Here is a 13,383-nt window from a genome sequence, read left to right as displayed (position 1 = left end):
CTGACGCACGATAGTGGTTCCCCCTGTGCGCGCAGAGCAGGCGCACAGCGGGCACTTATCCGGCGGGAATCCTCATCCGGCTCGCACCGAACCGAACCACAGCGCGAAGTAGTAACTGAAGTTGCGGTTGCCGTACGACGAGCAGGGGCCGCCCGGGCCCCACCCCGCCGACATCGCGGCCGGGTCGGGCTGATAGGGCGTGTAGTTGTACAGCGCCGCCGTCGCGTCGTTCTCGATCGCGACATCCGTCCCGCCGCACGCGGGGTCGGGGTGGAAGGCGATGAAATGCGTGCCGGGCTGGCGCATGAAGTCCGACGCCCGGTACGAGGCCAGGTCGGTCGCCCCGGCGACGATCTGCGCGCCGACGCCGTCGTACTGCGGATCACAGGGGGCGGTGTCGGGGCAGCTGGCGCCCATCGCCGCACGCAGCCGGCCCTCCGACGGTGCCCGGGCCGCGCGTCCCTCGACCAGGGACTGCTCCTTCTGGAGGGTCACGAGGATGACGCGGGCCGAGATCCCGCAGGCCTCCTGCGCACGGTGGATGATCTCCGCGACGGACAGCTCGCCGCCCTCGATCGCTCGGCAGATGACCTCGCCCGTGCGCTCGGACACGCGCGCCTCGCGCGACGAGATGCCGGCGGTCGCGACATTCAGACACGCCCCGTTCACGCATTCGCCGATGCGGTCGTCGAGGAAGTCCTGGATCTCGGCGGCGGAGAGCGCGTCGCGATCGAAGAACAGCGCGTCGTCGATGAGGTTGCCGGGGTCGATGGCCCCCGCGTTCGGCGGGAGGGAGCGCGGCTGTTCGCCCGGCCGCGCGTCGCCCGGACGCATCGCGAGGTTCGTCGCGGTCACGCCGATCGCCACGATCACCGTGACCAGCAGCACGGGGACCAGAACGAGGACCGCGGCGATCCCGATCCGCCGACGTCGCCGCCGCATCCGGGATCGAGAGACCATGGGAACGATCGTGCCGCACCCGGTCACGAGAACGCTGGGAGCGCGGAGCTCAGCCGTCCGAGACCGACGACTGCCGGACGATGAGGCGGGTCGGCAGCGGAGTGGCCTCGGTCACGACGTCGGGCTGCTCCACCACGAGCAGCACCTTCTGCATGATCAGGGCGCCGAGCGCCGGGAAGTCCTGTTCCACGGTGGTGAGGGCGGGGTAGAGGAAGGCGGCCTCGGGGACGTTGTCGAAGCCGACGATGCCGACGTCCTCGGGTACCCGCAGGCCGCGCTCACGCAGAGCGGAGAGCACGCCGATCGCCATGTGGTCGTTGCCCACGAAGATACCGTCGCCCGGGGCGATGTCGCTCTCGATGGCGATGCCGAAACCGCTCGCCGCCGACCAGTCGCCGTACGTGAGCGGCGGGATGTCCAGCCGCCTCGCGACGAGCTCGTCGCGCCAGCCGCGCACGCGCTCGGCGGCATCGGGGTTGCGGGCGGGGCCCGCGATGTGATGGATGCGCCGGTGCCCGCTCTCGGCGAGATGGCGCACGGCACTGCGCGCGCCGCGGTACTGGTCGATCGCCACGAGCTGCGGGTGCGGGCGGCTGGTGGCGGCGACGGCGACGAGCGGGATGTCGAGTTCGAGCCCCTGTACGGCGGCGAGCACGTCGAGATCGACGACGATGAGGACGATGGCGTCGACGCGCTGCCGCAGCAGCCCGTCGATCGCCGCGCGCACGGCGACGACATCGCTCTCGGGCGAGCTGATCGCGTCGACGTTGTAGCGCTCCGACCGCGCGGCGAAGTTGAAGTGGGTCGCGACCGACGTCGGCCCGAACTGGACCGTGCCGGGGGTGATGAGGCCGATCGTCCGGGTGCGGCGGGTCACGAGCGCCCGAGCCGCGGGGGAGGGGCTGTAGCGCAGCTGCGCGATCGCCTTCTCCACGCGTTCGCGCGTCGCGGGCCGCACGTTCGGCATGTCGTTGAGCACCCGTGAGACCGTCTGGTGCGAGACACCGGCCAGTCTCGCGACGTCGAAGATGTTCGCCGCCCGGGGCGTGCGCGCGTCAGTCATCGGCCTCTTCGGTCTTGTCGGCGGCGGATTCGGCGGCGGTCTCGTCGGCGCGCGCCACGAGCGCAATCAGCAGGTCGGAGTTCAGATCGGCGGCCGGCAGGACGTGGGCGATACGGCCGTCCCGGATGACCGCGACGGTGTGCGAGACGCGCAGCACCTCGTCGAGCTCGGCTGAGATGTAGACGACGGAGACACCGTTGTCGGCGAGTTCGCCGACCAGCCGCTGCACCTCGGCCTTCGCGCCCACGTCGATGCCGCGCGTCGGCTCGTCGAGCACGACGACGCGCGGCGACAGCGCGAGCAGCCGGGCGAGCAGCACCTTCTGCTGGTTGCCGCCGGAGAGCTCCCGGACCGGGCGGTCGATGTCGGCGGGCCGGATGTTGAGAGCCTCGATCCAGCTCCGGGCGAGCTCGCGAGCGCGGGCGGCGCCCACGGGACGCAGGATGCCGCGCTGCGCCTGCAGGGCGAGCGTGATGTTCTCGAGCACGCTGAGATCGCCCAGCACGCCCTCGGTGCGACGGTTCTCCGACGAGTACACGACGCCCCGCCCGATCGCCGACCGCGGCCCGCGCCCGCCGAGCGGGGCGCCGTCCAGAAGCACCGAGCCCTCGTCGAGCCCGTCGACCCCCGTGAGCGCACGGGCGAGCTCGGTGCGCCCGGAGCCGAGCAGGCCCGCGAAACCGATCACCTCGCCCTCGACCAGCTCCAGGTCGAACGGATGCCGTGTCCGGCCCGAGCGCGCACCGCGGGCCGACAGCACGAGGGGGCCTTCGCTCGGAGGCGGGGTGTCCTCGTCGATCGCGGCGAGCCGGGCGGCGGAGTCGCCGAGCATCTTCTCGACGAGCTCGACGCGCAGCAGCTCGGTGGTGGAGTACTCGCCGACGAACCGGCCTCCGCGCAGCACCGTGACGCGGTCGCACAGCTCGTAGACCTGGTCGAGGAAGTGCGACACGAACAGCACGGCGACGCCCCGGGCCGTCAGTTCGCGGACGACGCGGAACAGCTCGGCGACCTCATCGGCGTCGAGGCTCGAGGTCGGCTCGTCGAGGATGAGCACACGGAGGTTCGCGCCCGACACCGCCCGCGCGATGGCCACGAGCTGCTGCACCGCGAGCGAGTGCGACGATAGCAGCGAACCCGGGTCGATCGAGACCCCGAGGGACTCGAGCGCGGTCGCCGCGCGTCGCCGCATCTCGCCGTGGTCGATGATCCCGAACCGACGCGGCTCACGTCCGAGCGAGAGGTTCTCGGCGACCGTGAGGTTCGGCAGCAGGTCGATCTCCTGGTAGACGGTGGAGATACCCGCCGCCAGCGCGTCGGCGGGCCGCGCGAGGTGCACCGGCGTCCCGTCGAGCAGGATGTCGCCGGCGTCCAGGCGGAGCGCCCCGGTGATCGCCTTGATGAGCGTCGACTTTCCCGCGCCGTTCTCGCCCATCAGCGAGTGCACCTCGCCCGCGAACAGCCGCAGCTCGACGTTCGCGAGCGCCTGCTCGGGGCCGAAGCGCACGTCGGCGCCGCGCACCTCGAGCGTCGGCGCCGCCTCGGGATCCATGCGCACCATCATGCCGCGCCGACGGCCCGCCGCGCTGCCGCGGCGCGGCGGGCCGTCACCGCCGCGTCGCTGATCGGCTGACGATCACCCGCTGGACCACGACGAACACGAGCAGCAGCGCACCCACGGTGATGCGCGTCCACGACTGCTCGGCGCCCAGGAACGAGATGATCGTGCGGATGAGGCCGTAGACGAACACACCGATGAGCGACCCGACGACGAAGCCGCTGCCTCCTGTGAGGAGGGTGCCGCCGATGACGACCGCGGCGATCGTGTCGAGCTCGGTTCCGACGCCGTTGAGGGGGTAGCCCGCTCCCGAGTAAGCCGTGAGCACGATGCCGGCGATTCCGGCGCATACGCCGCTGATGACGTACACCAGCAGGCGGGTGCGGACGACCGGCAGGCCCATGAGGCGCGCCGACTGCTCGCTGCCGCCGATGGCGTAGACGGTGCGACCGAAGCGCGTGTAGCGCAGCACCAGTGCCGCGAGCACGACGGTGAGCAGGGCCAGGATGCCGGTGGGCGTGATGTACCAGCCGCCGCCGACCGACAGCCGGGTCGACTGCAGCCACAGCAGCCCATCGTCGGCGACCTTGATCGACTCGAGGCTCACGACGAAGGCGAGGCCGCGCGCGAGGAACATCCCGATGAGCGAGGCGATGAAGGGCTGCACGTCGAAGAACTGGACGAGCACGCCGATGAGCAGGCCGATCGCACCGCCGATCGCGATCATCGCCGGGACCGCGACCGCGACAGGCACTCCTTCCGACAACAGCCGTGCGCACAGGATGCCGGTGAACGCCATCACGGCGCCGACCGAGAGGTCGATGCCGCCGGTGAGGATCACGAACGTCATCCCCACCGCGAGCACCAGGAGGTAGGCGTTGTCGAGCAGGATCGACGACAGGATGCGGGGCAGCTGGAAGTTCGGGAAGTTGATCATCGCGCCCACGATCATCATGACGAGGATCGCGGCGGCGGCGAACACCGGCACGAGGGCGATGTGGCGGCTGAGGAAGCGGCGCCACGGGGCCAGGGCGCGTTCGTGCGCGCGGGGAGCAGCGGTGAGCGATGTCATGACAGCACCTTCGCGTCGGAGCGGGTGGAGACGGGGCGGGCCGCGGGGCGGACGCCGGAGGTGAACCAGCCGCGCACGCGGCGCGACTGGAGCAGGACGACTACCAGTACCGCTCCGGCCATGAAAACGGGGCTCACGGCGGGCGGCACCCCGAGGAAGGTGATCGTGGTCTTGAGGGTCTGGATCGTGAACACGCCGATGACGGTGCCGGCGATGCTGAACTTGCCGCCGGCGAGGGAGGTGCCGCCGAGCACGACGGCGAGGATGGCGTCGAGCTCGATGTACATGCCGGCTGCGTTCGCGTCGGCGGCCATGATGTTCGAGCTGTAGAGGATGCCGGCGATGCCGGCGAGGGTGCCGCTGGCGATGTAGGTGCCCCAGATGATCCCGCGGGAACGGACGCCCGCCAGCCGGCTGGCCTCGGGATTGATGCCGACGGCCTCGGTCAGCATCCCCAGGGCGGTGCGCCGCTGGACGACGGCGACGACGACGATCGCGGCGACCGAGACGCACAGGGCGAAGGGGAGACCGAAGACGTAGCCCTGCGCCATGAACTGGTAGGGCTCGCTGTTGATCGTCGTGATGAACCCGCGGGTGATGAGCAGGGCGACGCCCCGCCCGGCGAGCATGAGAACGAGGGTGGCGATGATCGGCTGGATGCCGAGCACGGCGACGAGGAAGCCGTTCCAGGCGCCGAGGACGAGCGAGGTGCCCACGCCCGCCGCGATGGCGATCGCGACGATGCCGAGGTTCCCCGGCTCGGGCGAGGCCTCGATGATCGTCAGGGCGACGGCGCCCGAGACCGCCATGATCGCGCCGACAGAGAGGTCGATCCCTCGCGTGGCGATCACGAGCGTCATCCCGAGGGCGACGAGCATGAGCGGGGCGCTGTTGCGGAGGATGTCGATGAGCGAGCCGTACAGCTGCCCGTTCTGCACCGTCACGCTCAGGAACGAGGGCCGCGACACGGTGTTGACCGCGATCAGGGCCACGAGGGCGAGCACCGGCCAGACGAGCCGGTGCGTGAACAGCTTCTTCACGCGATCTTCTCCTTACCCGAGGGGTCCTCGGCGTCGCCCTCGGCGATGAAGGCGACCAGTGTGTCGACGTCCACATCCTGCGTCATCAGCTCGCCGATCTTGCGGCGATCGCGCAGGACCGCGACGCGTTGCGCGATGCGCAGCACCTCCTCGAGCTCCGAGGAGATGAACACGACGGCCAGTCCCCGAGCCGCGAGCTCGGCGACCTTGCGCTGGATGTCGGCCTTCGCGCCGACGTCGATGCCGCGGGTGGGCTCGTCGAGGATGAGCAGTTCGGGGGCGGTGGCGAGCCAGCGTGCCAGCAGCACCTTCTGCTGGTTGCCGCCCGAGAGGTTGCGGACGAGGGCGTTGGGGTCGGCGGGGCGGACGCCGAGCGCTTCGAGGTACTCCGCGACGAGCGCGTCGCGCTCGCTCTGGGGAACCCGGCGCAGCGCGCCGCGCCGCGCCTGCACGCCGAGCACGATGTTCTCGGCGACCGTCAGATCGGCGACGATGCCCTCGGAGCGGCGGTCCTCGGACGAGAACGCGATGCCGCGGTCGAGCGCGTGCCGCGGGCTGGTCAGGCGCGCGGCGGCACCGTCGACCTCGACGGTGCCGCCGTCCGAGCGGTCGGCGCCGGCGAGCAGACGCGCGAGCTCCGTGCGGCCCGAGCCCAGCAGCCCGGCGAGCCCGACGACCTCACCGCGGTGCACGTCGAGGTCGGCGGCCTCGATGACGCCGCGCCGGCCGACGCCCCGGGCGCGCAGGACCGGGACGGCGTCGCGGTCGATCTCGCGCTCCGCCGTCGACGACAGGGCGTCGAGGGCGCTGAGCTCCCGCCCGATCATGCGCGCCACGAGGGCCTCGCGTCCGAGCTCGGCGATGGGGTACTCCCCGACGAGCCCGCCGTTTCGCAGCACCGTGAGACGGTCGGAGATCTCGTAGATCTGGTCGAGGAAGTGCGAGACGAACAGGATGGCGACGCCGCGGTCGCGGAGGCGCCGCATGACGGCGAACAGCTGCTCGACCTCGCCGCGGTCGAGGCTCGACGTCGGCTCGTCCAGGATGAGGACCCGCGTGTCGATGACCATCGACCGGCTGATGGCGACGAGCTGCTGCACGGCGATCGAGTGGCTGGCCAGCACCGAACGCGTGTCGACGTCGAGACCGAGCTCCGCGAGATGGCCGGCGGCCGCCTCGTGGGTCGCTCGCCAGTCGATGCGTCCGCCGCGGCGCACCTCGTTGCCGAGCATCACGTTCTCGGCGACCGACAGGTTCGCGCACAGGTTCACCTCCTGGTAGACCGTCGAGACGCCCGCGGCCTGGGCGTCGGCCGTGCTGCGGAACGAGCGTTCGCGTCCGTCGACGACGATGCTGCCGCTGTCGATCGCGTAGACGCCGGTGAGCGCCTTGATGAGCGTGGACTTGCCGGCGCCGTTCTCTCCCATGAGGGAGTGGATCTCGCCGCCGTAGAGCGTGAGATCGACGGCGTCGAGCGCCTTCACGCCGGGGAACTGGATGGTGATCCCGCGCATCGCGACTGCGACCGGGCGTTCCGTTGTCATCATCGACCCGCTTTCTGGAGGGGGAGAGTGGCGGCCGGCGCACCGGCCGCCACTCGTGGTGTCGGATCAGTAGGGGCGGCTGTCCAGGACTTCCTTCGCCTGCTCCTGGGTGAAGCTCTGGTCTTCGACGATGTAGGTCTTATCGACCGACTCGCCCGCGACGACGGACTTCACGACCTCGGCCGTCTTCTCGCCGAGCAGCGGGTTGCACTCGACGATGAAGTTGAACTCGCCGTTCGCCAGGGCGGTCATGCCGTCCTTGACCGCGTCGATCGTGACGATCTGGATATCGGTGCCCGGCTTCATGCCGGCCGCCTTGATCGCGTCGAGGGCACCGAGGCCCATGTCGTCGTTGTGCGCGAAGAGGACGTTGATCTCGGAGCCGAACTTCTGCAGGAAGCCCTCCATGACCGTCTTGCCCTCGGCGCGGGTGAAGTTGCCGGTCTGCGAGTCGAGGACCGTGATGTCGGTGCCGGCGACGGCGGCGTCGAAGCCGGTCTGCCGATCGGTGGCGGCGGAGGAGCCGGTCGTTCCCTCGAGGATCACCATGTTGGTCGGCTTCGAGCCGAAGTTCTCGGCGACCCACTCGCCGGCGGTCTTGCCCTCCTGCTCGAAGTCGAGCCCGATCCAGCTGGCGTAGAGGTCCTCGGATGCCGAGACGGTGCGGTCTTCGAGGATGACGGGGATGCCGGCATCCTTCGCCTCCTTGAGGACGTCGTCCCAGCCGTCGCTGACGATGGGGGCGAGGACGATCGCGTCGACGCCCTGGTTGATGAAGCTGCGCACCGCGGCGATCTGGGCCTCGGGCTTGTTGTCGGCGGCGTTGAAGATCAGGTCGAAGCCGTTCTCGGCCGAGAACGCCTCCTTGATCGACTCGGTGTTGGCGCTGCGCCATCCGCTCTCGGAACCGGTCTGGGCGAACCCGACCGTGATGACGTCGTCGCCGCCGGAGCCGCCCGGCGAGCTGGAGCTCGCGCACGCGGTGGCGCTGAGTGCGACGACGCCCAGCATGGCGATCGCGGTGACGACGGACTTCACCTGGGACATCGGAAACCTCCTCGTTTCGTCCGGCGGCGTCGCCGGATCTCTGATGCATGTCACCCCGGGGGGACGCTCGAATGTTAGCGCTCACAACGCGGGCCGTGTCAAGAGCTGCGCGGGTAACGAATCCGCAACTGCGGGGCAGTCAGCGGCGGGCGTGCGAGATCCTGTCACGGAGAGGTGAGCGCTCACACCGGGGACGCGACTCGGGGAGTGCCGGGTCGTAAGCCGGGCGTGGGCGTGTCAAGTGCCCTGTCGAGCGGTGTCGGCCGTCGGGTAGGGGTGGGGCGAGGGCCGACGGGCGGCCCATCGTGACAGGAGGTGCACCGTGTGCACAGGTGTCAGCTACACCACTCAGAACCACTATTTCGGCCGCAATCTCGACCTCGAGTTCTCGTATCACGAGGAGGTGGTCGTGACCCCGCGCAACTTCCCCTTCCGGTTGCGGGCGACCGACGCGCTCGAGAGCCACCACGCGATCATCGGCATCGCGACGATCGCCGACGGCTATCCGCTGTACTACGACGCGGTCAACGAGCGCGGGCTCGGCATGGCGGGGCTGAACTTCCCCGACAACGCCGACTACAAGCCCGAGAAAGCGGGGACGACCAACATCGCGTCCTTCGAGCTCATCCCCTGGGTTCTCGGTCGTTTCGAGACCGTCGACGAGGTCGAGGCGGCGCTTGCCGACGTCACCATCACCGACGTCTCCTTCAGCGACGCCTTCCCGGCGTCGCCGCTGCACTGGATCATCGCGGATCGATCACGGTCGATCACGGTCGAGAGCGTTCGCGAAGGGCTGCGGGTGTACGACAATCCCGTGGGCGTGCTGACGAACAACCCGACCTTCGACGTCCAGCTGTTCGGCCTCAACGACTACATGCACCTGTCGACCTATCCGCCCGAGAACACCTTCGCTCCCGAGCTCGGGCTGGACCAGTACAGCCGCGGCATGGGCGCGATCGGGCTCCCCGGGGATCTCTCGTCGTCGTCGCGCTTCGTCAAAGCCGCGTTCACGAGGATGAACTCCGTCGCGGGCGAGTCCGAGTCGGAGTCGATCAGTCAGTTCTTCCAGATCCTGGGATCGGTGGCTCAGCAGCGCGGCTGCGTGCACGTGGGCGAGGAGGGCAAGTACGAGATCACGATCTACTCGTCGTGCTGCAACACCGACACCGGCGTCTACTACTACACGACGTACGAGAACAGCCAGATCTCCGGCGTCGACATGCATCGCGAGGACCTCGACGCAGACTCGCTCGTGCACTATCCGCTCGTGAAGGGGCAGCAGATCAACATGCAGAACTGACGGCGGGCCATACCGCATTCCCGGCCGTAACGCGAGCAGGTGCGCGTGCGGATCGGGTCGACCTACCGTGTGGGAACCGGGATGAAGCGTCCCGGCATCCGGGGTCAGACCCGGACGCAGATCGACGGAAGGGGCCGATATGGGACTCGACGACAAGATCAAGAACGCAGCTCAGGACCTCGCGGGCAAGGCCAAGGAGGCCACCGGCAAGGCCACCGACAACGAGCGTCTCGAAGCCGAAGGCCACAAGGACCAGACCGCCGCCAACGTCAAGAAGGCCGGCGAGAACGTCAAGGACGCCTTCAAGTAAGACGCTTCCTCACGCGAGCGCCCCGGGGTCTTCGGCTCCGGGGCGCTTCGCTGTCCGCCTGCCCGGCACACCCGCGACGGATGTATTCACCTGACTGCATCGACCTACCACGGGAGGTGCCGAGACTCAAGCGCTTCCCGGCGGCCCGTTCGCGCAGCACGATTCCCTCATGACCGATCTGCTCGCGCCGGACACGACCGCGGACGAGCCCTCACGTCCCGGCTCCGAGGCCCAGCTCCACGCCCTCCTCACCGCTGTCGCCGCGGGAGACCGGAGTGCGTTCGCCGAGCTGTACGACGCCACCGCCGGCGCCGCCTTCGGGCTCGCGCTGCGGCTGACTGCGAGCCGGGAGGCCGCCGAGGAAGCCGTGCGCCAGGCTTTCCTCGACGTCTGGCGCGAGGCGCGCTGGTTCGACGCGGGCGCGGGCACCGTGCGGGCGTGGATCCTCGCCCGCCTCCGGCGTCGCGCCGTCGGGCGCGGCCGGCTCGCCGAGATGCGCGACGCGCTGACACGCCTTCACGACGCCACCGGCCGAGCCTGACACGGCCCCGTACCGCAACAGGCCCGATCGGGCAACCGGAGGTCATCGGCTCCACGCGGCCGAAAGACTGGGGCATGGCCTTCATCGGATATCACGCTTCGCACGAACAGCTCGCGCCCAGCGCGCTCCTGGAAGCCGTCATCGCGGCTGAACGCGTCGGCTTCGACGGGGCGTTCAGCGCCGACCACCTTGCGCCCTGGACCCCGCGCCAGGGCCACTCGGGCAACACGATCGCCTGGCTCGGGGCCGCACTGGCCTCGACGCGATTCCCCATCGGGTCGGTCTCGACCCCCGGTCAGCTTTACCACCCTGTCGTCAGCGCGCAAGCGATCGCCACCCTCGCCGAGATGTTCCCGGGCCGCTATTTCGCCGCCCTCGGCAGCGGCGAGCTGCTCAACGAGCACGTCACCGGCGCCGCGTGGCCCGCGAAGGACGAACGAACGGCGCGCCTGGGGGAGTGCGTCGAGGTCATGCGCGCACTGCTGGCCGGCGAGCGGGTCGATCACGACGGCCGCATCCGCGTCCACGAAGCACGCCTGTGGAGCCTGCCCACCGGGCCGGCGACCCTCATGGCCACCGCCGCCTCACCCGAGACCGCACGCTGGGCCGCCGGTTGGGCGGACGGGCTCGTCACCGTCGGCACCAGCCGCGACCAGGTCGCCGAGATCGTCGACGCGTACCTGGATGCCGGAGGCCTCGGGCCCACCTGCCTTCAGGTGCACATCGCGCTCGCCGGCTCGAGGGAGGAAGCCGCCGCGCTCGTACGCGACCAGTGGCTGCACGGGGTCGTGACGCCGCCGGAGGCCTGGGACATCGCGCAGCCCGAGGACTTCGCGGCCCGGGCCGGCGACCCCAGCGACGCCGAGCTCGCCGAGCACGTGCTCATCGCGGACGATTCCCCGAGCGGCGTCGCCGACCTGGCCGATCGTCTCGCCGAGCTCGTCGAGACCGGCTTCGACCGGCTCTACATCCACGAGATCTCGCAGGACCAGTGGGCCTTCCTCGGCGAACGGGCCAGTGCTCTCCTCGGAGCCCTGCGCGAACGACTGGGCGCTGAGACCCAGGTCGCGGGAGGTGCCGGATGAGGATCTCCGACACGAGCGACCTGTGGTGGAAGAACGCCGTGCTCTACTGCGTGGACGTCGAGAAGTACCTCGACGACGACGGCGACGGTGACGGCGACCTGCAGGGCCTCGCCCGGCGACTGCCGTACCTCGCAGATCTCGGAGTGACGTGTCTGTGGCTCATGCCCTTCTACCCGACGCCCGGGCGCGACAACGGCTACGACGTGTCGGACTACTACGGGGTCGATCCGCGGGTGGGATCCCACGGCGACTTCGTCGAGCTCATCCGTACCGCCGAGGACCGCGGCATCCGGGTCATCGTCGATCTCGTCATGAACCACACCTCCGATCAGCATCCGTGGTTCCTCTCGTCGCGCGAGAGCCGGCAGTCGCCCTACCGCGACTTCTACGTCTGGCGGGACGAGATCCCCGACGACCCTCGCGAGACGCAGTTCCCGGGCGAGGAGGACGGCGTCTGGGAATGGGACGACAGGACCGAGCAGTACTACCTCCACAGCTTCTACGCCCACCAGCCCGACCTCAACGCCGAGAACCCGGCCGTGCAGCGCGAGCTGGCCAAGATCATGGGGTTCTGGCTGCAGCTGGGGGTGTCGGGCTTCCGAGTGGATGCGGTTCCGTCGTTCGTGTCCTCGCCCGAGCGCCGCGAGCCGCAGCGCGATCACGATGTCCTGCGCGCGCTGCGCCGCTTCGCCCAGCGCCGGTCGAGCGATGCGATGCTCGTGGGCGAGGTCAACGTCCCCCATGACGAACAGGCCGCGTACTTCGGCGCCGACGGCGACGGCGAGCTGCACATGCAGTTCGACTTCGCGAGCAACCAAGCACTGTACCTCGCCCTCGCGCGGGAGGACCCGGAGCCGCTGCGCGCCTCGCTCGCGGGCCGGCCGGACATCTCGACGATCTCGCAGTGGGCCAACTTCGTCCGCAACCACGACGAGCTCACCCTCGATCAGCTGTCGGATGCCGAGCGCTCAGAGGTCTTCGCGGCATTCGCGCCCGAGGAGTCGATGCAGGTCTTCGGCCGCGGAATCCGGCGCCGGCTTCCACCGATGCTCGGCGGCGACCCGCGTCGTATCCGCCTCGTCTACAGCCTCCTGTTCTCGCTGCCGGGAACGCCTGTGCTGCTCTACGGCGAAGAGATCGGCATGGGCGAGAACCTCGAGATCGAGGAGCGCGACGCGGTGCGGGTGCCGATGCAGTGGCGTCCCGACGGCGGTTTCTCGACGGCGCCCGTGGGCGCCCATCCGCTGCCCGCGCCGGACGGGCCCTACGCGCCCCAGCACGTGAACGTCGAGACGCAGCTGCTGGCTCCGGACTCGCTGTTCACGTTCGTGAAGGGACTCGCGCAGACCTATCGGCAGTCTCCCGAGATCGGCTGGGGCGACCTCGAACTGCTGCCCGTCACCGCTGCATCCGTGCTCGCCCACGGCGCCCGCACGAGCGGGAGCCGCTTCGTGGCCGTGCACAACTTCGCCGGCGAACCCGTCTCGTTCGACGTCGATCTCGGCGATGAACCGTCCGGGACCGAGCTCGTCTGTCTGGCGTCCGGCGAGAGCTGGCTGCTCGACGGTGCCATCGTCTCGATGGACCTCGACGGCTACGGGGCGCGCCGTCTCCGCGTCACCCGCCCCGGGGACGGACGCCTTCGCTGACGGGTGAACCGGCGGGTGAATTCCGCGCCCAGGACCGCTCCGCGGCGACGCTCACGATCAGGATGGAGACGGGGACGGCGAGGGCGTGGGGCGGACGGCTGGGGGGACCGTCCGCCCCTGCGTCGCATTGCCAGCTGGCGATCGTCACGGCGGGGGGCGAACTCGGCCGGGCCCGGCTGCGGCATCAGCCGGCCCGCCGGTAACGTGAGCGCGT

General features: G+C 70.1%; 12 protein-coding genes. 5 read left to right on the top strand and 7 right to left on the bottom strand.

Translation table 11 applies throughout. The annotated features are described in order from the left end of the window. Window positions 1-72: 72 nt before the first annotated feature. From C3481_RS15365 to C3481_RS15335, 7 genes are all read right to left on the bottom strand, one after another. Complete coding sequence (locus C3481_RS15365; RefSeq protein ID WP_141097184.1) at window positions 73-960, bottom strand: hemagglutinin; 888 nt, start codon at window positions 958-960, stop codon at window positions 73-75. A 49-nt stretch (window positions 961-1,009) separates the two neighbouring features. Beyond that, entirely contained in the window at window positions 1,010-2,023 is a 1,014-nt protein-coding gene (locus C3481_RS15360; RefSeq protein WP_023954298.1) for a LacI family DNA-binding transcriptional regulator, read from the bottom strand. Continuing rightward, a complete protein-coding gene (locus C3481_RS15355) occupies window positions 2,016-3,584 on the bottom strand; it encodes a sugar ABC transporter ATP-binding protein (protein ID WP_036305759.1) in 1,569 nt (522 codons plus the stop codon). Before C3481_RS15355 ends, C3481_RS15360 begins: the two co-directional genes overlap by 8 nt. 46 nt (window positions 3,585-3,630) lie before the next feature. After that, entirely contained in the window at window positions 3,631-4,653 is a 1,023-nt protein-coding gene (locus tag C3481_RS15350) for a sugar ABC transporter permease (protein ID WP_023954302.1), read from the bottom strand. Next, window positions 4,650-5,693 (bottom strand): ABC transporter permease, encoded by a 1,044-nt coding sequence (locus C3481_RS15345; protein WP_023954304.1) that lies wholly within the window; start codon window positions 5,691-5,693, stop codon window positions 4,650-4,652. Before C3481_RS15345 ends, C3481_RS15350 begins: the two co-directional genes overlap by 4 nt. Further along, complete coding sequence (locus C3481_RS15340) at window positions 5,690-7,237, bottom strand: sugar ABC transporter ATP-binding protein (RefSeq protein WP_258039144.1); 1,548 nt, start codon at window positions 7,235-7,237, stop codon at window positions 5,690-5,692. The genes C3481_RS15345 and C3481_RS15340 overlap by 4 nt, the downstream gene beginning before the upstream one ends. Before the next feature lie 66 nt (window positions 7,238-7,303). After that, complete coding sequence (locus C3481_RS15335) at window positions 7,304-8,284, bottom strand: ABC transporter substrate-binding protein (protein ID WP_023954308.1); 981 nt, start codon at window positions 8,282-8,284, stop codon at window positions 7,304-7,306. Window positions 8,285-8,606: 322 nt separating this feature from the next. Between C3481_RS15335 and bsh the strand changes: the two genes are divergently transcribed. From bsh to C3481_RS15310, 5 genes are all read left to right on the top strand, one after another. Next, a complete protein-coding gene (bsh, locus tag C3481_RS15330; RefSeq protein WP_071919120.1) occupies window positions 8,607-9,584 on the top strand; it encodes a choloylglycine hydrolase in 978 nt (325 codons plus the stop codon). 139 nt (window positions 9,585-9,723) lie between these two features. Beyond that, complete coding sequence (locus C3481_RS15325) at window positions 9,724-9,894, top strand: CsbD family protein (protein WP_023954312.1); 171 nt, start codon at window positions 9,724-9,726, stop codon at window positions 9,892-9,894. A gap of 169 nt (window positions 9,895-10,063) precedes the next feature. Further along, window positions 10,064-10,435 carry a sigma factor gene (locus C3481_RS15320; RefSeq protein ID WP_023954314.1) on the top strand — a complete coding sequence of 124 codons (372 nt, stop codon included), beginning with the start codon at window positions 10,064-10,066 and terminating at the stop codon, window positions 10,433-10,435. A gap of 74 nt (window positions 10,436-10,509) precedes the next feature. Continuing rightward, the gene (locus tag C3481_RS15315; RefSeq protein ID WP_103843198.1) at window positions 10,510-11,520 is read left to right on the top strand and encodes an LLM class flavin-dependent oxidoreductase; all 1,011 of its coding nucleotides are present in this window, start codon (window positions 10,510-10,512) and stop codon (window positions 11,518-11,520) included. Then, window positions 11,517-13,169 carry an alpha-amylase family protein gene (locus C3481_RS15310; protein ID WP_103843196.1) on the top strand — a complete coding sequence of 551 codons (1,653 nt, stop codon included), beginning with the start codon at window positions 11,517-11,519 and terminating at the stop codon, window positions 13,167-13,169. The genes C3481_RS15315 and C3481_RS15310 overlap by 4 nt, the downstream gene beginning before the upstream one ends. The last annotated feature ends 214 nt before the right edge of the window (window positions 13,170-13,383 follow it).

The sequence above is a fragment of the Microbacterium sp. Ru50 genome, assembly GCF_002920555.1.
Taxonomy (GTDB): Bacteria; Actinomycetota; Actinomycetes; order Actinomycetales; family Microbacteriaceae; genus Microbacterium; species Microbacterium arborescens.
The sequence above is the reverse complement of the archived record's forward strand: the minus strand, read 5'-3'. Positions and strand labels throughout refer to the sequence as shown.

Bases quoted from the DNA above. Each gene is read 5' to 3' on its own strand.
- C3481_RS15365 (WP_141097184.1), bottom strand. From the start codon at position 960: ATGGTCTCTCGATCCCGGATGCGGCGGCGACGTCGGCGGATCGGGATC.
- C3481_RS15350 (WP_023954302.1), bottom strand. From the start codon at position 4,653: ATGACATCGCTCACCGCTGCTCCCCGCGCGCACGAACGCGCCCTGGCC.
- C3481_RS15325 (WP_023954312.1), top strand. From the start codon at position 9,724: ATGGGACTCGACGACAAGATCAAGAACGCAGCTCAGGACCTCGCGGGC.
- C3481_RS15310 (WP_103843196.1), top strand. From the start codon at position 11,517: ATGAGGATCTCCGACACGAGCGACCTGTGGTGGAAGAACGCCGTGCTC.
- C3481_RS15360 (WP_023954298.1), bottom strand. From the start codon at position 2,023: ATGACTGACGCGCGCACGCCCCGGGCGGCGAACATCTTCGACGTCGCG.
- C3481_RS15355 (WP_036305759.1), bottom strand. From the start codon at position 3,584: ATGGTGCGCATGGATCCCGAGGCGGCGCCGACGCTCGAGGTGCGCGGC.
- C3481_RS15315 (WP_103843198.1), top strand. From the start codon at position 10,510: ATGGCCTTCATCGGATATCACGCTTCGCACGAACAGCTCGCGCCCAGC.
- C3481_RS15335 (WP_023954308.1), bottom strand. From the start codon at position 8,284: ATGTCCCAGGTGAAGTCCGTCGTCACCGCGATCGCCATGCTGGGCGTC.
- C3481_RS15320 (WP_023954314.1), top strand. From the start codon at position 10,064: ATGACCGATCTGCTCGCGCCGGACACGACCGCGGACGAGCCCTCACGT.
- C3481_RS15340 (WP_258039144.1), bottom strand. From the start codon at position 7,237: ATGACAACGGAACGCCCGGTCGCAGTCGCGATGCGCGGGATCACCATC.